The 19,514-nt window shown below is 65.7% G+C and carries 17 protein-coding genes; 3 read left to right on the forward strand and 14 right to left on the reverse strand.

What is annotated here, in order from left to right:
* Nucleotides 1–48: 48 nt before the first annotated feature.
* From der to ndk, 7 genes are all read right to left on the reverse strand, one after another.
* Entirely contained in the window at nt 49–1,446 is a 1,398-nt protein-coding gene (gene der, locus ACXI0D_RS20545) for a ribosome biogenesis GTPase Der (protein WP_014036905.1), read from the reverse strand.
* Between the two features lie 17 nt (nt 1,447–1,463).
* Nucleotides 1,464–2,672: an outer membrane protein assembly factor BamB gene (bamB, locus tag ACXI0D_RS20550; RefSeq protein WP_014036904.1), complete on the reverse strand. Its 1,209-nt coding sequence runs from the start codon at nt 2,670–2,672 to the stop codon at nt 1,464–1,466.
* Nucleotides 2,672–3,310, reverse strand: a complete 639-nt coding sequence (locus ACXI0D_RS20555) for a YfgM family protein (RefSeq protein ID WP_032960761.1) — start codon at nt 3,308–3,310, stop codon at nt 2,672–2,674. The genes bamB and ACXI0D_RS20555 overlap by 1 nt, the downstream gene beginning before the upstream one ends.
* A gap of 65 nt (nt 3,311–3,375) precedes the next feature.
* The gene (locus ACXI0D_RS20560) at nt 3,376–4,248 is read right to left on the reverse strand and encodes a RodZ domain-containing protein (RefSeq protein ID WP_049445756.1); all 873 of its coding nucleotides are present in this window, start codon (nt 4,246–4,248) and stop codon (nt 3,376–3,378) included.
* 18 nt (nt 4,249–4,266) lie between these two features.
* Nucleotides 4,267–5,052, reverse strand: a complete 786-nt coding sequence (gene pilW, locus ACXI0D_RS20565; RefSeq protein WP_049445755.1) for a type IV pilus biogenesis/stability protein PilW — start codon at nt 5,050–5,052, stop codon at nt 4,267–4,269.
* Nucleotides 5,039–6,244, reverse strand: a complete 1,206-nt coding sequence (gene rlmN, locus ACXI0D_RS20570; RefSeq protein WP_005409296.1) for a dual-specificity RNA methyltransferase RlmN — start codon at nt 6,242–6,244, stop codon at nt 5,039–5,041. Before rlmN ends, pilW begins: the two co-directional genes overlap by 14 nt.
* A 10-nt stretch (nt 6,245–6,254) precedes the next feature.
* A complete protein-coding gene (gene ndk, locus ACXI0D_RS20575) occupies nt 6,255–6,680 on the reverse strand; it encodes a nucleoside-diphosphate kinase (RefSeq protein ID WP_008265389.1) in 426 nt (141 codons plus the stop codon).
* A gap of 321 nt (nt 6,681–7,001) precedes the next feature.
* On the opposite strand from ndk, the gene ACXI0D_RS20580 reads away from it, so the two are divergent.
* The 3 genes from ACXI0D_RS20580 to ACXI0D_RS20590 all read left to right on the forward strand — a co-directional run bounded on the left by ACXI0D_RS20580 (nt 7,002) and on the right by ACXI0D_RS20590 (nt 11,375).
* Nucleotides 7,002–7,655 (forward strand): TetR/AcrR family transcriptional regulator, encoded by a 654-nt coding sequence (locus ACXI0D_RS20580; protein WP_014646856.1) that lies wholly within the window; start codon nt 7,002–7,004, stop codon nt 7,653–7,655.
* A 39-nt stretch (nt 7,656–7,694) separates the two neighbouring features.
* The gene (locus tag ACXI0D_RS20585) at nt 7,695–10,067 is read left to right on the forward strand and encodes a 3-hydroxyacyl-CoA dehydrogenase/enoyl-CoA hydratase family protein (protein WP_479643086.1); all 2,373 of its coding nucleotides are present in this window, start codon (nt 7,695–7,697) and stop codon (nt 10,065–10,067) included.
* Between the two features lie 99 nt (nt 10,068–10,166).
* Nucleotides 10,167–11,375 (forward strand): acetyl-CoA C-acyltransferase, encoded by a 1,209-nt coding sequence (locus ACXI0D_RS20590; protein ID WP_049436339.1) that lies wholly within the window; start codon nt 10,167–10,169, stop codon nt 11,373–11,375.
* Between the two features lie 571 nt (nt 11,376–11,946).
* Here ACXI0D_RS20590 and galU read toward each other — a convergent pair.
* From galU to rpsA, 7 genes are all read right to left on the reverse strand, one after another.
* Nucleotides 11,947–12,825 (reverse strand): UTP--glucose-1-phosphate uridylyltransferase GalU, encoded by an 879-nt coding sequence (gene galU / locus ACXI0D_RS20595; RefSeq protein ID WP_049445751.1) that lies wholly within the window; start codon nt 12,823–12,825, stop codon nt 11,947–11,949.
* Nucleotides 12,822–14,735: a polysaccharide biosynthesis protein gene (locus ACXI0D_RS20600; RefSeq protein ID WP_049445750.1), complete on the reverse strand. Its 1,914-nt coding sequence runs from the start codon at nt 14,733–14,735 to the stop codon at nt 12,822–12,824. The genes galU and ACXI0D_RS20600 overlap by 4 nt, the downstream gene beginning before the upstream one ends.
* A 3-nt stretch (nt 14,736–14,738) precedes the next feature.
* Nucleotides 14,739–15,728 carry an MraY family glycosyltransferase gene (locus tag ACXI0D_RS20605; protein WP_049445748.1) on the reverse strand — a complete coding sequence of 330 codons (990 nt, stop codon included), beginning with the start codon at nt 15,726–15,728 and terminating at the stop codon, nt 14,739–14,741.
* A gap of 3 nt (nt 15,729–15,731) precedes the next feature.
* Complete coding sequence (lapB, locus tag ACXI0D_RS20610; protein WP_005416232.1) at nt 15,732–16,910, reverse strand: lipopolysaccharide assembly protein LapB; 1,179 nt, start codon at nt 16,908–16,910, stop codon at nt 15,732–15,734.
* 6 nt (nt 16,911–16,916) lie between these two features.
* On the reverse strand, nt 16,917–17,201 hold the full coding sequence (locus ACXI0D_RS20615) for a lipopolysaccharide assembly protein LapA domain-containing protein (protein ID WP_014036895.1): 285 nt from the start codon (nt 17,199–17,201) through the stop codon (nt 16,917–16,919).
* A 77-nt stretch (nt 17,202–17,278) separates the two neighbouring features.
* A complete protein-coding gene (locus tag ACXI0D_RS20620) occupies nt 17,279–17,584 on the reverse strand; it encodes an integration host factor subunit beta (RefSeq protein ID WP_049445746.1) in 306 nt (101 codons plus the stop codon).
* A gap of 87 nt (nt 17,585–17,671) precedes the next feature.
* On the reverse strand, nt 17,672–19,357 hold the full coding sequence (rpsA, locus tag ACXI0D_RS20625; protein ID WP_005416230.1) for a 30S ribosomal protein S1: 1,686 nt from the start codon (nt 19,355–19,357) through the stop codon (nt 17,672–17,674).
* Nucleotides 19,358–19,514: the final 157 nt, after the last annotated feature.

Raw genomic sequence — 19,514 nt, forward strand, 5'->3', positions numbered from 1 at the left:
CCATGCACCACAACGAAAAAGGCGGCCCTGCGGCCGCCTTCTTCTGCATCACTTGCCCTTGACGTGCTTCATCAAGCGCCGCTTGGCCTTGACCTGCCGCTCGGTGAGGACGTTCTTCTTGCCCTCGTACGGGTTGGTACCCTCGCGGAAGATGAAGCTCACCGGCGTGCCGATCAGCTTGAAGCGCTTGCGGAAGAAGTTCTCCAGGTAGCGCTTGTACGATTCCTGCAGCTCCTTCAGGCGCGTGCCGTGCACGATGAAGGTCGGCGGGTTGGCCCCGGCCGGATGCACATAACGCAGCTTGGAGACGTGGCCGCGGATGGTCGGCGGCGGGTTGGTCTCGTACGCCACTTCCAGCGCCTTGTTCACTTCGCTGGTGGTGAAGGTCTTGTTCGCCGATTCGTGGGCGCGGTGCACCGCACGGAACAGCTCGCGCAGGCCCGAGCCATGCTTGGCCGAGATGCGCACGGACTCGGCCCACGGCACGAAGCCCAGCTTCAGCGACAGCATGGTTTCAGCCTGCTCGCGCTGGTACTCGGTCAGGCCATCCCACTTGTTGATGGCGATCACCAGCGCACGGCCGGCGTCGAGCACGGCACCGAGCACGGTGGCGTCCTGGTCGGTCACGCCTTCGGTGGCATCGAGCATCAGCACGGCCACCTGGCACTGCTCGATCGACTGCATGGTCTTGACCACCGAGAACTTCTCGACGACCTCGTCCACGCGCGAACGACGGCGCAGGCCGGCGGTATCGATCAGCCGGTATTCGCGGCCATCACGCTCCAGGTCCACGGCGATCGAATCGCGGGTGGTGCCCGGCACGTCGGAGGCGATCATGCGCTCCTCGCCGAGGATGCGATTGACCAGGGTCGACTTGCCCACGTTCGGGCGGCCGACGAAGGCGATGCGGATGCGGTTCGGATCGTTGTCCAGCTCTTCGCCGCTGCCTTCTTCCGGCAGGCGCTGGATCACTTCGTCCAGCAGGTCGTCCAGACCCTGGCGATGCGCGGCCGACACGGTCAGCATCTCGCCGAAGCCGTAACGGGCGAACTCCGAACGCACGGTGTCCTCGTCGGTGCCGTCGATCTTGTTGATCAGCAGCAGCGTCGGGCGCGACAGCTTGCGCAGCCAGGCCAGGATCTCGTCGTCCATCGCCGACGTTCCCTCACGGGCATCGACCACGAACAGGATCAGGTCGGCTTCCGCCGCAGCGGCGCGGGCCTGGCGGGTGGTAGCCCCTGCCAGTCCCTCTTCCTCTTCCGCGATACCGCCGGTGTCGACGACGAGGAAATGATTGTCCTCGTCCAGACGACAGACACCGTAATTGCGGTCGCGGGTGACGCCGGGCTGGTCATGGACCAGCGCGTCACGGGTGCGCGTAAGCGCATTGAAAATAGTCGACTTGCCGACATTCGGCCGTCCAACCAGGGCGACCAAAGGCAGCATCGCGATTACTCCAATTTTTAATTTGCCAACCGGAAGGCGGTCAGCTTGCCATCAACGTTCTGCACCAGCAGCACCCCGTCTGCGACGACCGGCTGGGCCAGCAGGGCGTCGCCGCCACTTTTTGCCCGTGCCGCCATCGCACCATCGGACGCCTGCAACCAGTGCACGTATCCCTTGTAGTCGCCGACCACCACGTAGTCGCCGTGCAGCGCCGGGCCGGTCAGCGAACGACGGGCCAGCGCGGTCTGCGACCACATGGCAGCGCCGCTGGCCTTGTCCAGGCCGAACACGCCGCCCTTGTTGTCGGTGACGAACACATTGCCCGACGACACCGCCACGCCACCGGCACCGCCATGGTCGCGCGCCCACAGCGGGCGACCGGTCGGGCCTTCGATGGCCATGGTCTGGTTCTTGAAGCTGCTCACGTAGAGGGTGTTGCCCTCCAGCACCGGAGCACCGTCAACGTCCGCCATGCGCTCCAGCTCGGTGCGGCCTTCGCCGTTGCCGAGGTTCTGTTCCCACAGGGTGCGGCCATCCTGCTGGGCCAGGGCCGCAACCGCGCCCTCGTCCTTGCCGATGAACAGCACGCCCGGGCCGGTCACCACCGGCGCGTTGCCGCGCACGGTCAGCGCCGGCAGTTCGCTCGGGTTGAACCACTTCTGGGTGCCGTTGCCGGCATCGAAGCCGGTGACGCGGCCGTCGTTGCTGCGCACGTAGACCATGCCCTGGGCAACGGCCGGCGCGGCGATGACTTCACCCGGAACACGGGCCCGCCACTTTTCGCTGCCATCGTTGATGTCCAGCGCGATGACCTGGCCATCCAGCGTGCCGATCACGACCAGGTTCTCACCGACACCCGGGCCGCCGGACAGGCGCAGCTTGGCCTTCTTCTTTTCCTTCTTCGGCTCCCAGGTCCAGACCTTCTTGCCGGTCTGCAGGTCGATGGCGTGCACGCCACCGGTGATCGCCGCAGCGAACACGTGGCCGTTGGCCACTGCCGGGCCCTGGCGCACGCCGATGCGGCGCTCGCCCTTGCCGAGGTTGACCGACCAGGCCTTGCTGACCTTCAGGGTCGGCTCGAACTTGACCAGCTCAGCCGGTTCCTGTGCCTTCTTCGCGGCCGCGTCCTTGCCAGCGAACCAGCCCTTCATGGTGCTGCAGCCGGTCAGGGCCATGCCCATCAGGAGCACGGTGGCGACGCGGGTGATCATGACCTTCTGACTCATCAAACCGACTCCGCAGGGGCGGCGACGGTGCCGCCGGCGTCCATAACCTTGGTTTCCAGCAGGCGCCGCTGCGGCGCTGCCACGTCCAGCGTCTTCAGCGCCTTCTCGTACTGTGCACGGGCGTCATCGCGCTTGCCCTGCGCCATCAGCGCATCGCCATGGATTTCCAGGCTGCTGCTGTCGGTGGCGCTGCCCAGCAGCTTGATCGCCTCGTCGCTCTTGCCGGTAGCCACCAGCAGGCGGGCCACACGCTGGTCGACCACGCGCTGCAGGTCACCCTCGACCTTCACATTGCGCAGGGTGGCCAGTGCTTCTTCGTTCTTGCCGGCGTCGACCTGGGCCTTGGCCAGCTGCAGCGCCGCGAGGTCGCCGTAGATGCTGGACGGGCCCGCTTCGAGCGCCTTGACCGCCTTGGCGGCGTCGTCAAGCTTGTTCTGCTGCAGGCCCTGCAGGGCCTTCTGGTACTCGACATTGGCCGAGGCCAGCTTGCCGCCCTGATCCTTCTGGTACCACTGCCAGCCGGCAATGGCACCGATGGCGATGACTACGCCACCGAGGATGCTGGCGCCATTCTTCCGCAGCCAGCTGCGGACGCGTTCACTTTGTTCGTGCTCGTCGAGCAGATCGTCGATCGCCATGCGTACTCTCGCCCCGCCCGTCGGGAGGGACCATTGGGATTAATCGAAGGTGGTGAAACCGCGCCTCAGTGCGAAACCGGGACTACGGAGCCTTCAGAGGATACCTGAAAGCGTGCCACGTTGGCTCGCTGGTAGGGGGTCAGATCGACGATAGCGCCGTTCTGCTGAACCTGGACCGCCGAGGCGTTGCCCAGGGTCACCCGGGTCACCTGGCCCGGCGTGAAGCTGCGGGTCTCGCCGGACTTGATCAGCGCCTTCTCGACGGTGCTGCCGTCCGGGCCGCCGATGTCGACCCAGCTGTCGCCGCTGAACTGCATTTCCAGCGCGTTGCCGGCCGCCGCAGGTGCCGGCGCCGGGCGCGGCACCGGGGCCAGCGAGGCCACGTACGGGGTCGCCGCCGGCTTGCTGGCCGGGGCAGTGGTCGCTTCGGCCGGCGCGACAGCCTCGGCACCGGCCGCGGACGGGGTGACCGGCACGGCGGCCGGGATCACGTCCAGCGAGGCGGTGCTCGGCGACGGGGTCGCGCTGCCGTCGAAGTGACCACGGGTGGCGAACCACACCGGCACCGCCAGCACGGCGGTGATGCCGACGTACAGCACGCGCCGGCCGAGGTTCTCGGCGATGCGGCGCGCACGCGGGGTATGGGTATGGCTGACCAGGGTGGGCGGAACCACCGGGCCGACCTGGGCCTGTTCCAGCAGCTGGCCCACGTCCACGTCCAGCAGGCGCGCGTAGCTGCGCAGCTGGCCGCGCACGAACACCGGCGCCCCCAGCTTCTGCCATTGTTCCTCTTCCAGCGACTTGACCACCTGGACCGGCATGCGCAGGCGCGAGCCGACATCTTCGAGGGTCAGTCCGGCCGCTTCGCGGGCCTGGCGCAGGCGGGTGCCGCAGCCGGCCGCAGTCTCGAGAGCGCTCACAGTCTGGTCATCAATCACAATGCATCAACCCTGGAGTTAGGAGCCCGCTTCCTGCGGAAATTCCTGTCGAATCCGCTGCAGATAACGATCAGATGCCGCCCGATCGCCCAGCCTCGCTTCGATTTGAGACGCAAGTTGTAACACGGAACGTGTTGCGGGTGCAGCCGCAATCCTACGTTCGGCGAAGGCCCGGGCCTCCATGAAGCGGCCCTGGCGGAAGCTCAGCTGGGCCATCGACTCCAGCGCGACCGGGTTGGCAGGCGCCGCGACGAGGGCCGCACGCAGGTCGCGTTCGGCACGTTCGAGCTGGCCCGCGTCCAGGGCGCAGCTGCCGGCATTGGCCTGCGCCTCGCCTGGGGTGGCATAGCCCGGCGCCTGCAGCGCCCGGTCGAACCAGGCCAGCGATTCGGCCGACTGGCCCTGCTGGCACAGCCAAGCCCCGTAGTTGTTGAGCACGTCTCCGCGCTGCGGCGCCAGTTCGGCGGCCTTGCGGAAATTCTCGCCCGCCTGGCGGGTGCGGCCACGACGGTCATCGATGCCGGCCTGCAGCACCAGCGCATCCGGAGCCTCGGGCGCCAGCTTCAGTGCTTCGCGCACCTTGCGCTCGGCAGCGTCGAGATTGCCGACCTGCATGTCGCGGGTCGCCAGGGTCAACAGATCGCGCCAACGCACTTCGCGCCGCACGCTTTCCGGATCACCCACCGAATAGACCGGCGCCTGGCTCGGCCCGAGCTTGGCCTTGGGATGGGATTTGCAGCCGCCGACCGCAACGGCCAGCACGCCTGCGAGAAGGACCAGCCAGAGGCGGTCAGGCCGCGGCATCGCTCCCCTTCCCCGCCTGCAGCGTCTTGTTGAACTCCGCCTGGCGGCGGGTGCGGTCCATCACCTGGCCCTTGAGCTGGCCACAGGCGGCGTCGATGTCGTCGCCACGGGTGCGGCGGACCATGGTCAGCACGTTGCTGTCGAGCAGGATCTTCTGGAAGGCACGGATGTGCGCCTCTTCCGAACGCTCGTAGCGGGTGCCCGGGAACGGGTTGAACGGGATCAGGTTGACCTTGCCCGAATCCTTGGCCTGCACCGCGTTGTCGAACTGGCGCATCAGGCGGGCCAGCTCGCGAGCATGCTCGGGCTTGTCGTTGATGCCCTTCATCAGGGTGTATTCGAAGGTGACCGATTCGCGGCGCTTGTTGGCGCGCAGGTAGCGTGCGCACGAGGCCATCAGCTCGGCGATCGGGTACTTCTTGTTGAGCGGCACCAGGGTCTCGCGCAGCGCATCGTTCGGCGCGTGCAGCGACACCGCCAGCGACACGTCGCTTTCGGCGGACAGGCGATCGATCTGCGGCACCAGGCCGGAGGTCGACAGGGTCACGCGCTTGTTGGCCAGGCCGTAGCCCAGGTCGTCGCGCATCACGCTCATGGCGCGCACGACGTTATCGAAATTCATCAGCGGCTCGCCCATGCCCATCATCACCACGTTGGTGAGGCGGCGCATCTGGTGCGGCACGTTGCCCAGGTGGCGTGCGGCAACCCACACCTGGCCGATGATCTCGGCAGTGGTCAGGTTGCGGTTGAAGCCCTGGGTGGCGGTGGAGCAGAACGTGCAGTTCAGGCCGCAACCGACCTGCGAAGACACGCACAGCGTGCCACGGGTTTTGTCCGGGATGTACACGGTCTCGATGGCGTTCTTGCCATCCACGCCCATCGCCAGCAGCCACTTGTGGGTGCCGTCGGCGGAGGGCTTGTCGAACACGATGTTCGGAACCAGCACCTCGGCATGGGCCTGCAGCTTGGCGCGCAGGACCTTGCCGAGGTCGGTCATTTCATCGAAGTCGGTGACGTAGCGATGGTGGATCCACTTCATCACCTGATGGGCACGGAACTTCTTTTCGCCAAGAACCTCGACGAAGAACTTCTCCAGGCCCGCGCGATCGAGGTCGAGCAGGTTCTGCTTGCCAGCCGTGGGTGCCGACTTCGGCAGCGGCTGGATGGCGGGGGACTGTACGACCTCGTTCACGGCATTACTCTCAGCGCGAAACGACTTCGGTGGCGGCGAAGAAGTAGGCGATTTCAATCGCGGCATTCTCGACCGAGTCCGAGCCGTGGGCGGCGTTGGCATCGATGGATTCGGCGAAGTCGGCGCGGATGGTGCCCGCAGCGGCTTCCTTCGGGTTGGTGGCGCCCAGCAGGTCGCGGTGGGCCAGGACGGCGTTCTCGCCTTCCAGGGCCTGGATCATCACCGGGCCGGAGATCATGAACTCGACCAGCGCGTTGAAGAACGGACGCTCGCGGTGCACGGCGTAGAAGCCTTCGGCTTCACGGCGCGACAGCTGCTTGTACTTGGCGGCCACGACCTTCAGGCCGGCCTTCTCGAAGCGGGCGTAGATTTCGCCGATGACGTTCTTGGCAACGGCGTCCGGCTTGATGATCGAAAGGGTGCGCTCCAGCGCCATGGGATGTCTCCAATGGAATCGGGCCGCTGATGGCCCGAAGGGTAACATGAAAAAAACCCGCGTCGGGACGCGGGCTTAGCCTGATAAACGTAGGCGAATTGTAAAAGATCCCGTGCAGTAGTGCCAGCCCATGGCTGGCAGGCAGGATGCGGGATATCGAGCGCCGGAGCCTGCCCATTCAGGATCATGCGTTGCCAGCCATGGGCTGGCACTACTGAATCCCTTGTAACCGGGCGACAGGATTTTGCTGCACTGCAAAATGCCATACGGTACCGTCTGGTCCTAGTATCAAACAATCGTTTGATTAAGGTCTGCCCGCCGATGGCCAAACCCGCCCACTTCTCGACCAAGGACCGCATTCTCGGCGCGGCCGAGGAGCTGTTCGCACAGCACGGCTTCGCCGGCACGTCGCTGCGCCAGGTGACCAGCCAGGCCGACGTCAACATCGCTGCGGTCAACTACCACTTCGGCTCCAAGGAAAACCTGGTCAACGAGGTGTTCCGCCGCCGCATGGACGAGATGACCGGCGCCCGCCTGTCACAGCTCGAACGTGCCCGCAGCGAACACCCCGGGCAGCTGCGCCCGGTGCTGGCCGCTTTCGTCGAGCCGGCCCTGGCGCTGGCCCAGGACCGCCAGAACGGCGGCGCCTTCGTGCGCGTGATCGCCCGCGCCTACGCCGAGAAGAACGACAACCTGCGCAAGTTCCTGTCCGACCACTACGGCCACGTGCTGCGCGCGTTCGGCAAAGCCATCGGCGAGTGCGTGCCCGACCTGAGCAAGGAAGAGCTGTACTGGCGCCTGGACTTCCTGGCCGGCTCGCTCACCTATGCCATGGCCGACTTCGGGCTGATCAAGCGTCCCGCCGGTGTCACCGAAGCGGCGCATCGTGCCCATGCCGCCCACGAACTGATCCATTTCGCCGAAGCCGGGTTCCGCGCCGCCGCTCGCGCCAGCGCCCTGCCCGCTTCCCTTTGATTCCACCCAGTAACTGCTGACCAACAAAGGCCCTACACCATGTCCAATTCCCTGCTAGTCCGCCGCGCCGCCGTGCTGGGTGCCGGCGTCATGGGTGCCCAGATCGCCGCCCACCTCACCAACGCTGGCGTCGACACCGTGCTGTTCGACCTGCCCGCCAAGGAAGGTCCGGCCGACGGCATCGTGCTGAAGGCGATCGCCAACCTGGGCAAGCTGAGCCCGGCACCGCTGGCCAGCAAGTCGCTGGCCGAAGCCATCACCCCGGCCAACTACGAGTCCGGCCTGGAGCAGCTGAAGGACTGCGACCTGATCATCGAGGCCATCGCCGAGCGCATGGACTGGAAGCAGGACCTGTACAAGAAGATCGCGCCGTTCGTGGCCGACCACGCGGTGCTGGCCTCCAACACCTCGGGCCTGGGCATCAACAAGCTGGCCGACGTGCTGCCCGAGCAGCTGCGCCACCGCTTCTGCGGCGTGCACTTCTTCAACCCGCCGCGCTACATGCACCTGGCCGAGCTGATCCCGGCCACCACCACCGACGCCGCCGTGCTGGAAGGCCTGGAAGAATTCCTGGTCACCACCCTGGGCAAGGGCGTGGTGTACGCCAAGGACACCCCGAACTTCATCGGCAACCGCATCGGCGTGTTCTCGATCCTGTCCACCATCCACCACACCCAGCAGTTCGGCCTGGGCTTCGATGAAGTGGACGGCCTGACCGGCCCGCTGGTCGGCCGCCCGAAGTCGGCCACCTACCGCACCTCCGACGTGGTCGGCCTGGACACCATGGCCCACGTCATCAAGACCATGGGCGACACCCTGCCGAATGACCCGTGGCATGAATTCTTCAAGTCGCCGAAGTGGCTGGACGCGCTGATTTCCAAGGGCGCGCTGGGCCAGAAGACCGGCGCCGGCATCTTCCGCAAGGTCGGCAAGGACATCGTGGTGCTGGACCTGGAGAAGCAGGACTACCGCCCGGCCGACCGCGCCGCTGCACCGGAAGTGGTCGAGATCCTGAAGATCAGGAACCCGGCCGAGAAGTTCGCCAAGCTGCGCGAGAGCCAGCACCCGCAGGCGCAGTTCCTGTGGGCGACCTTCCGCGACCTGTTCCACTACAGCGCCTATCACCTGGCCGACATCGCCGAGACCGCGCGCGACGTCGACCTGGCCATCCGCTGGGGCTACGGCTGGTCGCTGGGCCCGTTCGAAACCTGGCAGGCCGCCGGCTGGAAGCAGGTCGCGCAGTGGATCGCCGATGACATCGTCGCCGGCAAGAGCATGAGCAACGCCCCGCTGCCGGACTGGGTGTTCGATGGCCGCGACGGCGTGCATGCTGCCGAAGGCAGCTACAGCCCGTCGCGCAACGCCAAGCTGCCGCGCTCGTCGCTGCCGGTGTACCAGCGCCAGCGTTTCCCGGATCCGCTGCTGGGCGAAAAGTTCGCACCGGGCGAGACCGTGTTCGAGAACGACGGCCTGCGCATGTGGCACGACGGTGATGGCATCGCCGTGGTCAGCTTCAAGACCAAGATGAACACCGTGTCCGACCACGTGCTGGATGGCCTGCAGGAATGCGTCAGCCGCGCCGAGAAGGACTTCCAGGGCCTGGTGATCTGGCAGCAGAAGGAACCCTTCTCCGCCGGCGCCGACCTGGCCGGCGCGCTGGGCCTGCTGCAGGCCGGCAAGGTCGACCAGTTCGAAGAAATGGTTGCCAACTTCCAGCGCACCAGCCAGCGCATCAAGTACTCGCTGGTGCCGGTGGTGGCTGCCGTGCGCGGCCTGGCCCTGGGTGGCGGCTGTGAGTTCCAGATGCACAGCGCCAAGACCGTGGCCTTCCTGGAAAGCTACATCGGCCTGGTCGAAGCTGGCGTCGGCCTGCTGCCGGCCGGTGGTGGCCTGAAGGAACTGGCCGTGCGCGCCTCGCAGGCCGCGGGCCCGGGCGGCGACGTGTTTGCCGAACTGAAGAAGACCTTCGAGACCGTGGCGATGGCCAAGGTGTCCAACTCGGCGGTCAACGCCAAGGAACTGGGCCTGCTGCGCAGCACCGACAAGGTGGTATTCAACAGCTACGAGGCCCTGCACATCGCCAAGGCCGAAGCGCGCGCCCTGGCCGAAGCGGGCTACCGTCCGCCGCTGCCGGCACGCCGCATCCAGGTCGCCGGTGACGTCGGTATTGCCACCTTCAAGATGATGCTGGTCAACATGCTGGAAGGCCGTTTCATCAGCCCGTACGACTACGAGATCGCCGAGCGCATCGCCACCGTGCTGTGCGGCGGCAAGGTCGACCGCGGCACCCTGGTCGACGAAGAGTGGCTGCTGACCCTGGAGCGCAAGCACTTCGTCGAACTGGCCCAGCAGGAAAAGACCCAGGCCCGCATCGCGCACATGCTGAAGACCGGCAAGCCGCTGCGTAACTGATTGATGGCGGGTGCCGACCCTTGGTCGGCACTCCTCTGCCTCTGGTGGGTGCCGACCGTTGGTCGGCACTCCGGCTAAAAAATTCGAGAGATCACTGCAATGACCAAGCAAATCCAGGACGCCTACATCGTCGCCGCCACCCGTACCCCGGTCGGCAAGGCGCCCAAGGGCATGTTCCGCAACACCCGCCCCGACGACATGCTTGCGCACGTGCTGCGCAGCGTCGTCGCCCAGGCCCCGGGCGTGGACGTCAACCGCATCGATGACGCGATCATCGGCTGCGCCATGCCGGAAGCCGAGCAGGGCATGAACGTGGCGCGCATCGGCGTGCTGCTGGCCGGCCTGCCGAACACCATCGCGGCGCAGACCGTGAACCGCTTCTGCTCTTCCGGCCTGCAGGCCGTGGCGCAGGCCGCCGACGCGATCCGCCTGGGCAACGCCGACCTGATGCTGGCCGGTGGCACCGAGTCGATGTCGATGGTGCCGATGATGGGCAACAAGATCGCCATGGCGCCGAGCGTGTTCGACAATGACCACGTCGCCATCGCCTACGGCATGGGCATCACCGCCGAGAAGGTGGCTGAAGAGTGGAAGGTCTCGCGCGAAGACCAGGACGCCTTCGCCCTGGCCTCGCACCAGAAGGCCATGGCCGCGATCCAGAACGGCGAGTTCAAGGACGAGATCAGCCCGTACGAAATCGTCTCGCACCTGCCGGACCTGGCCGACGGCCAGCGCATCATCACCCGCAACAAGATCGCCGACACCGACGAAGGCCCCCGCCCGGATTCTTCGGCTGAAGGCCTGGCCAAGCTGCGCCCGGTGTTCCGCAACGGGCAGTTCGGCGGCACCGTCACCGCCGGCAACTCCTCGCAGATGAGCGATGGCGCCGGCGCCGTGCTGCTGGCCTCGGAACAGGCGATCAAGGATTACGGCCTGACCCCGCTGGCCCGTTTCGTCAGCTTCTCGGTGGCCGGCGTGCGCCCGGAAGTGATGGGCATCGGCCCGATTGCCGCGATTCCGAAGGCACTGAAGCAGGCCGGGCTGACCCAGGACCAGCTGGATTGGATTGAACTGAACGAAGCGTTCGCCGCGCAGTCGCTGGCCGTGATCCGCGATTGCGGCCTGGACCCGGGCAAGGTGAACCCGCTGGGCGGCGCGATTGCCCTGGGCCACCCGCTGGGCGCGACCGGCGCAATCCGTACCGCGACCCTGCTGCACGGCCTGCGTCGTCGCCAGCAGAAGTACGGCATGGTGACGATGTGCATCGGCACCGGCATGGGCGCGGCGGGTATTTTCGAAGCGCTGTAAGGTTCAAGGCTTTGCCGGCTGATTGCTGGTTGGCTGTGGGGCCCGGGTGGGTGAGGCTGCCCGGGATACGCCGTGAACCCGTCCCTGGGGGCTTGGCAGCGGCATCCATGCCGCTGACAGTCCCGGTCAGCCTCACCCCCACCCGCGCCATCCATCATTCCGCGCGGCGGAGGGGTGAGCAAAGGCAGGATCAAGAGCTGGGGTCAGAGCCCTTTGCTACGCAAAGGGATCCGACCCCGACTCGACGCTCGCGGAAACAAAAAAGGCAGCCACCGGCTGCCTTTTTGCTTTTGCTCTTGACCTTGATTCCGCCCTTCCCGTCCGCGCCCGCAGGAAACTGTCGAGAGGCGTGGGCAGGCCGCTGCAGGACCGTTGGCGCCATGGATGGCGCCATCGAGCCCCCATGGGTGAGGGCGCTTTGCTTGCGAAGCACTGCTTCGCAAGCGCCCGAACGCACAGCCGCCAGCGGCTGGGCCGGACCCCGGAGGGGGGTTTACGGCGTGTCCTGCAGCGGCCTGCCCGCGCCTCCCCCACTTTGGCAGGAAGGCGCTGGCGGAGCGCTTGATAAACCTTACTCCGCCAACATCGCCGCCAGCTTCTCCCGCGCCGGGCCCGCCAGCTTCGGGTTGTCCAGCGCGAAGCGGATCGTCGCCTCCACCAGCCCCAGATGCGTGCCGCAGTCGAAGCGGGTGCCCTCGAAGCGGTAGGCATCGACCTCTTCGGTCTTCAGCAGCTGCGCGATCGCATCGGTCAACTGGATCTCGCCGCCGGCACCGCTGCCGGTCTGCTCCAGCAGCTCGAAGATCTTCGGGCTGAGCACGTAACGGCCGACCACGGCCAGGTCGCTCGGCGCGTCCTCCGGCTTCGGCTTCTCGACGATCTGCGAAATACGGCCCTTGCGGCCATCGAATGCCTCGGTGGCGACGATGCCGTAGCTGGCAGTCTTCTCGTGCGGCACGTCTTCAACCGCGATCACGCTGGCGCCACTGGCTTCGTTGAGGTCGGCCATCTGCTTCAGCGCGCCGGCACCGCGGTTCCAGATCAGGTCGTCGGGCAGCAGCACGGCGAAGGGCTCGTCGCCGATCACCGCCTTGGCACACAGCACCGCGTGCCCCAGGCCCAGGGCCTCGGCCTGCGTGACAAAGATCGCGCGGACGCCGTTGGGCAGCACGTGCCGGATCAACTCCAGCTGTTCCTGCTTGCCAGCGCGCTCGAGCTTCTGCTCCAGCTCGTAGGCCTTGTCGAAATAGTCGGCGACCGCGTGCTTGTAGCGGTTGGTGATGAACACCAGCGTGTCGCAGCCGGCTTCGATCGCCTCATCCACGGCGTACTGGATCAGCGGCCGATCAATGATCGGCAGCATCTCCTTCGGCACAGTCTTGGTTGCTGGCAAAAAACGCGTCCCCAGCCCTGCCACCGGGAAAACTGCTTTGCGAATTCGCTTGCTCATTGGTGCCTGTTGGCCTCACGTGCCGGAAAAGGCACGACTTTAGCGGATGAAATGTAAGCATCCTGTTCGATTGGCGAGAACTCCGGCATCGTCGCAAACAGGATTTCCTGGATGCTGGCGGTGTCGTAGCTGGCAATCGCCTCACGCAGGCGTGGGACGTTGCCCAGCACCATATCCCGAGAGAATGTACGCACGCCGGCCTCGAGAATCTTCGGGTGCGCGGTCGAGCGGTAGTCTTCGTCCGAATAGAACAGCGTCTCGTGCAGCTTCTCGCCCGGACGCAGGCCGGTATAGATGATCTGGATATCCTTGTACGGCTGCTTGCCGGTCAGGCGGATCATCTGTTCGGCCAGCACGCGGATCGGCACCGGCTCGCCCATGTCGAGGGTGTAGATCGCGCCATGCGACGCCGAGGCGGCCGCCTGCAGAATCAGCTGACAGGCCTCGGGGATGGTCATGAAGTAACGGCTGACTTCCGGGTCGGTGACAGTGACCGGCCCGCCACGCAGGATCTGCTCGCGGAACAGCGGCACCACGCTGCCAGCCGACGCCAGCACGTTGCCGAAGCGCACCGTGACGAAACGGGTATGCGTGGACTTCTGGTCCAGGCTCTGGCAGATCATCTCGGCGTAGCGCTTGCTGGCACCCAGCGCATTGACCGGGTCGACCGCCTTGTCGGTGGAGATGAACACGAAATGCTCCACGCGCGCTTCCAGGCAGGCGCGGGCCACATTCTCGGTCGCCAGGATGTTGTTGCGCACCGCTTCGCGCAGCTGGCGCTCCAGCACCGGTACATGCTTGTAGGCGGCCGCATGGAAAGCCGTATCGACCGGGTGCAGCGACAGCGCATGGCGGATCACCGCCGGGTCACCACAATCGCCCAGCACTGCCTCGATCTCGACATCGGGGAAGCTGCGACGCAGCTCGCCTTCGATGGTCAGCAACAGCAGTTCACTGATCTCCAGCAGGATGATGCGACCGGCGCCATGCCGCGCGCACTGGCGACACAGCTCCGAGCCGATCGAACCACCGGCACCGGTGACCATCACGGTGCGCCCGCCCAACCAGCCGCGGATCAGGTTCCAGTCCGGCATGATCGGCTTGCGGCCCAGCAGATCCTCGATCGCCACTTCCTTCAACTGGCCCGGCAGCGACTGGCCCTGCAGGATGTCACTGAGCTTGGGCACGGTACGGAACGGCACGCCGGTGCTTTCGCAAATCGCGACGACACGCTGCATGCCCGCGGCGTCCAGCGACGGCATGGCAATGACCAGCAGCTTTGCAGCAGTCTCGCGGACCACCGTCGGCGCGTCATCCAGGGTGCCGAGGATCGGCAGGCCCTGCAGCTTGGCACCACGCAGGTGCGGTGCATCGTCGAGCAGGCCGACCGGCTCGAAGTTGCCGGAACGGCGCAGGTCGCGCACCAGGGTTTCGGCAGCCTGGCCGGCGCCGAGGATCAGCACGCGGCGGGCGCTGGAATCGGACTGCAGTGCCTGGTAGTCCTTCCAGGCGCGGTACAGCAGGCGCGGCGCGCCGAGCAGTGCCGACAGCGCGAACGGATAGATCACCAGCACCGACATCGGCACGCCGTCGAAGCGCTTCCACATCAGCACCAGGACGATCGCCACCATGCCGATGAAGCTGGCCTTGAAGATGTTCAGCAGGTCGCTGACGCTGGCGAACCGCCACAGGCCGCGGTACAGGCCCACGCGCCAGAACACCAGGCCCTGCAGCAACAGGACCAGGGTGGTATCGACGTTCCACAGGGGCAGTGCCGGGGCGTTGGGCAGGATCGAGTAGCGCCCTGCATGGAGCAACTGCCAGCATGCCCAGACCATGAAGAGGTCGTGGCAGACGATGGCCGAACGCGGCATCAGGCCGAGGATTCTGTCCCGCCAGGGTGAAGCCATAAGTCAGGTATTTCCTTGTCGGTGGCGCATTCCATTGCGCAGGAGGAGCCAGAGGACGCTCAACGCGATGAACCACGTGATCGCCACGGCAGCCTCCCACCTCGGCTGCAAATTGGAGCAGACATTGAACACTGTAATACTGAACAGGCCCAAAGCAAAGTACATCCCTGTCACCTGGGGGTGACTGGCTCCTGCCTGCACCGCGCGCTGGTAGACGTGCTGGGTATGGGGTTCCATCCAGCGTTGTCCGGAAATGATGCGCGCCAGCAGTGTGAAGCCGGCGTCCACGAGGAACGGCGAAACCGGCACCAGCAGCAGGATCCAGTTGATATCGGTGCGCACGCTGGCGAGCGCCAGCACGGCGGCGACCGCATACCCCAGCGCGCCGCTTCCGACATCGCCCATGAAGATCCGGGCCCGAGGGAAGTTGAACGGCAGGAATCCAAGGCAGGCCAGGCCCAGGGCCACGGCGGCCAGCGAGTACGGCCACGGCAGCACCGGCGCCAGCCCCAGCATCGCCACGACGGCCTGGCTGGCAGCAATGCCATTGATGCCGTCCATGAAATTCCAGATGTTGATCAGCGAGGCGGTGAACAGCAGCACCAGCACCGCCAGCAGCCAGCTGCCACCATTCATCTTGACCAGGCCGGCCAGCAGCGCTGCGGCGATGAAATGCACCAGCAGGCGACGCATCGCCGGCAGGGGCCTGTGATCGTCCCACCAGCCGATGCCGGCCACCAGCACCAGCCCAAGGCTGGCCACCAGCACCGTCGGCGTGCTTTCGGGCCAGGCCCAGATGGCCACGCCGGCAGTCACCAGCAGGCTGATGACGATGGCGATGCCGCCACCGCGTGGGGTGGCGACGCTATGGCTGCGGCGTTCGCCGGGCTGGTCCATCAACTGCTGGCGCAGCGCATAGCCGCGTGCAGCCCAGGTCAGCAACGCACTCAGCAGGGCGAGCCCCAGCAGCGCGCCCATTACAAGCCAGGGCATGGATCAGAGCACCGCGTAGTTCAGCAGCGGCTTGACCGTCCCCCACTCCTTGCAGCTCGGACACTGCCAGTGGTGGGTACGCGCACCGAAGCCGCAGCGCGTGCAGCGATAGGCCGGGTTGCGCACCAGCAGCTGGTCGGTGATGTGCTTGAGGTCATGCAGGGTGGCGGTGGAATCGGCTCCCTCGGCGAGGGTCAGGTCGATCAGCGCGGATTCGCCACGGACCGACGGGCGATCCTTGAGCTGGCGGCCGAGGTAGGCACGGGCCGGCGCCACGCCTTCCTGCTCTTCCATCAGCCGGGTCAGCGCCAGTACCGGGGCGATTCCGCGGTAGTGCTCGGTCATCTCCGACAGGAACGCGCGTGCGCCTGCCAGATCGCCAACCTTGCGATAGTTCTGCATCAGCGCCGGCAGCAGTTCCGGCAGGTATTCGGGGTCGTTGCGCGCGGCACGCTCGAAGGCGCGGACGGCGGCCTCGGGATTGCCCGCGTCGGTTTCCAGCCGGCCCTCGATGATGCCGGCGCGCACCGACATCGCGTCGGCCTGGTAGGCCCGGGCGATCGCCGCCCTCGCCTCTTCCAGCTTGCCGGCGCCACGGAAACGTTCGGCCAGTTCGCATTCGAACTGCCCGATCAGCTTGCCCATCGGCTCGCCGGTGACGTCCTCGAAACGGGTCGCGTTGTCGATCGCCTTTTCCCAGTCGCGTTCGGCCTGATAGATGCCGATCAGGTGCTTGAGCGCCTGCGGTGCACGCTGATCCAGCTGCGCCAGCTCGGTGAACACGGTCTCGGCGCGATCCAGCAGGCCGGACTTCATGTAGTCCTCGCCCAGGGCCAGCAGGGCCTGTACGCGCTGCGCATCACTCAGGTCATGGCGATTGACCAGCCCCTGGTGCAGGCGGATGGCGCGGTCGACTTCACCACGGCGGCGGAACAGATGGCCCAGCGCGACCTGGGTCTCGAAGGTTTCCTTGTCCAGCTCGGCGATGTGCAGGAACAGTTCGATGGCCTTGTCCGGCTGCTCGTTGAGCAGGTAGTTCAGGCCACGGAAATAGGTGCTCGACAGGCGGCTGACCTGGCTGTCACCGTGGCGTTGACCACCACGCCGTCCGATCACCCACCCGGCCAGGGCGGCCAGCGGAACGAACAGGAAGAACCAGAACCACTCGGTGACGAAATCCATCTTCGATCAACGTCCATCAAAAGATTGGGGGGAAGCAACCGGTGCCGGCGAGGCGACAGCGGACTTGTTGGCGCGGCGCAGCTGGCCATAGAGCGGAATGACCACGCTCACCAGCACCAGCCCGGCACCGACCACGACACCGACCAGCAGCGCGGCGATCAGGGCCACGCCCACCGAGGTGTGCAGTTGGGTAAACAGCAGGTTGATCGACATCGCGGTCATGTTGACCGCACCGATGATCAATCCAAGGATCAGCACCGCCAGCAGGACCAGCAGACGAAAAACCTTCATGCAACAGCTCCAGTGGCAGGAGTCCGTAGCTTATCCGACTCGCGGCTGGATTCGCACGCGGTGGCGCGACGGAAGGCTCAGGCCGGATCGGCGTCCAGCGGCAGCACACTGCTGACCCGCTCGCGCAGTTCCTTGCCCGGCTTGAAATGGGGGACATGCTTGCCCGGCAGGGCAACCGATTCGCCGGTCTTCGGGTTGCGGCCCAGGCGCGGCGGACGATAGTGCAGCGAGAAGCTGCCAAAACCGCGGATTTCGATGCGATCCCCGGCGGCCAGCGATCCGCCCATCATTTCCAGCAACGACTTCACCGCCAGATCGACATCATCGGCCTTCAGGTGCGCCTGGCGGCGCGCAAGGATTTCGATCAGTTCGGATTTGGTCATTACCGGCTCACATCAGGGGCATCTCAGCCTGAAACGGCCCGGGCAATGCCCGGGCCGTCCAGGAAACAACGAACAGCGTAAGGCCGATTACTCGGACTTGTTGCCGTTCAGCTGTGCACGCAGCAGCGCGCCCAGCTGGGTGGTGCCGCTGGAAGCCGAAGAGGACTGGTATTCCTCCAGCACTTCGCGCATTTCCGCGTCGTCCTTGGCCTTGATCGACAGCTGCAGGGTACGGCCCTTGCGGTCCATGCCCACGAACTTGGCTTCGACCTTGTCGCCGACCTTCAGGTGCTGGGTGGCGTCGTCAACGCGCTCGTTGGCGATGTCGCGGGCCGAGACGTAACCTTCGATGCCGTCAGCCAGCTCGATGATCGCGCCCTTGGCGTCGACTTCCTTCACCACGCCTTCAACCTTGGAGCCCTTCGGATTGGCAGCCATGTACTGGCCGAACGGATCCTGCTCCAGCTGCTTCACGCCCAGGGAGATGCGCTCGCGCTCCGGATCGACAGCCAGGACGACGGCGTCCAGGGTATCGCCCTTCTTGAAGTTGCGAACGACGTCTTCGCCGGTGGTGTTCCAGCTGATGTCGGACAGGTGGACCAGGCCGTCGATGCCGCCGTCCAGGCCGATGAAGATGCCGAAGTCGGTGATCGACTTGATCTGGCCCGACACCTTGTCACCCTTCTTGTGGGTGGCAGCGAAGGTTTCCCACGGATTGGCGGCAACCTGCTTCATGCCCAGCGAGATACGGCGACGCTCTTCATCGACGTCCAGCACCATCACTTCGACTTCATCACCAACCTGGACAACCTTGGACGGGTTGACGTTCTTGTTGGTCCAATCCATCTCGGAGACGTGCACCAGGCCTTCGACGCCCGGCTCGATCTCAACGAACGCACCGTAATCGGTGACGTTGGAGACCTTGCCGAAGACGCGGCTGTTGGCCGGGTAACGACGGCCGATGTTGTCCCACGGATCCTCGCCCAGCTGCTTCAGGCCCAGCGAAACGCGGTTGCGCTCGCGGTCGAACTTCAGCACGCGGACGTCCAGCTCGTCGCCGACGTTCACGACTTCCGACGGGTGACGCACGCGCTTCCACGCCATGTCGGTGATGTGCAGCAGGCCGTCGATACCGCCCAGGTCCACGAATGCACCGTAGTCGGTCAGGTTCTTGACGACACCCTTCAGGATCGCGCCTTCCTGCAGCTTGTCCATCAGCTGCTCGCGCTCTTCCGAGTGCTCGCTTTCGACGACAGCGCGGCGCGAGACCACGACGTTGTTACGCTTGCGGTCCAGCTTGATGAGCTTGAACTCGAGTTCCTTGCCTTCCAGGTAGGCCGGATCGCGCACCGGGCGCACATCGACCAGGGAACCCGGCAGGAAGGCGCGGACATCCTTGATGTCCACGGTGAAACCACCCTTGACCTTGCCGCTGATGCGGCCGGTGATGGTTTCGTTCTTTTCCAACGCTTCTTCCAGCTCGTCCCACACCATCGCGCGCTTGGCCTTCTCGCGCGACAGGACGGTTTCGCCGAAGCCGTTCTCGATCGAGTCGAGGGCGACCTTGACGATGTCGCCTTCGGCGACGTCGATTTCGCCAGCGTCGTTACGGAACTGTTCGATCGGCACGATGCCTTCGGACTTCAGGCCAGCGTTGATCACCACGACGTCGCCGCGGACTTCAACAACGGTACCGCTGACGATGGCGCCCGGCTTCAGCTTGGCCAGGTTGGCCTGGCTGGCTTCAAACAGTTCGGCAAATGATTCGGTCATTAGATTTACTCTGTTGGACACATGGGTCGGTGGCGTCCCCTTCAGGGGAATGGCGACCGCCCGCCTGTTGGTCGACCCCGGAAAAGCAGGTCGTGTGTAGTAGGAAAACCGCCACGCATCATTGCGCGACGGAGCTGGTACAGCACTGCTATGCGCG

It is taken from the genome of Stenotrophomonas sp. C9D9, assembly GCF_056491205.1.

Excerpts from the sequence above, each read along its gene's own strand:
- der (WP_014036905.1), bottom strand. The coding sequence starts at position 1,446 with ATGCTGCCTTTGGTCGCCCTGGTTGGACGGCCGAATGTCGGCAAGTCG.
- bamB (WP_014036904.1), bottom strand. The coding sequence starts at position 2,672 with ATGAGTCAGAAGGTCATGATCACCCGCGTCGCCACCGTGCTCCTGATG.
- ACXI0D_RS20555 (WP_032960761.1), bottom strand. The coding sequence starts at position 3,310 with ATGGCGATCGACGATCTGCTCGACGAGCACGAACAAAGTGAACGCGTC.
- pilW (WP_049445755.1), bottom strand. The coding sequence starts at position 5,052 with ATGCCGCGGCCTGACCGCCTCTGGCTGGTCCTTCTCGCAGGCGTGCTG.
- ndk (WP_008265389.1), bottom strand. The coding sequence starts at position 6,680 with ATGGCGCTGGAGCGCACCCTTTCGATCATCAAGCCGGACGCCGTTGCC.
- ACXI0D_RS20580 (WP_014646856.1), top strand. The coding sequence starts at position 7,002 with ATGGCCAAACCCGCCCACTTCTCGACCAAGGACCGCATTCTCGGCGCG.
- ACXI0D_RS20585 (WP_479643086.1), top strand. The coding sequence starts at position 7,695 with ATGTCCAATTCCCTGCTAGTCCGCCGCGCCGCCGTGCTGGGTGCCGGC.
- ACXI0D_RS20590 (WP_049436339.1), top strand. The coding sequence starts at position 10,167 with ATGACCAAGCAAATCCAGGACGCCTACATCGTCGCCGCCACCCGTACC.
- galU (WP_049445751.1), bottom strand. The coding sequence starts at position 12,825 with ATGAGCAAGCGAATTCGCAAAGCAGTTTTCCCGGTGGCAGGGCTGGGG.
- ACXI0D_RS20600 (WP_049445750.1), bottom strand. The coding sequence starts at position 14,735 with ATGGCTTCACCCTGGCGGGACAGAATCCTCGGCCTGATGCCGCGTTCG.
- ACXI0D_RS20605 (WP_049445748.1), bottom strand. The coding sequence starts at position 15,728 with ATGCCCTGGCTTGTAATGGGCGCGCTGCTGGGGCTCGCCCTGCTGAGT.
- lapB (WP_005416232.1), bottom strand. The coding sequence starts at position 16,910 with ATGGATTTCGTCACCGAGTGGTTCTGGTTCTTCCTGTTCGTTCCGCTG.
- ACXI0D_RS20615 (WP_014036895.1), bottom strand. The coding sequence starts at position 17,201 with ATGAAGGTTTTTCGTCTGCTGGTCCTGCTGGCGGTGCTGATCCTTGGA.
- ACXI0D_RS20620 (WP_049445746.1), bottom strand. The coding sequence starts at position 17,584 with ATGACCAAATCCGAACTGATCGAAATCCTTGCGCGCCGCCAGGCGCAC.
- rpsA (WP_005416230.1), bottom strand. The coding sequence starts at position 19,357 with ATGACCGAATCATTTGCCGAACTGTTTGAAGCCAGCCAGGCCAACCTG.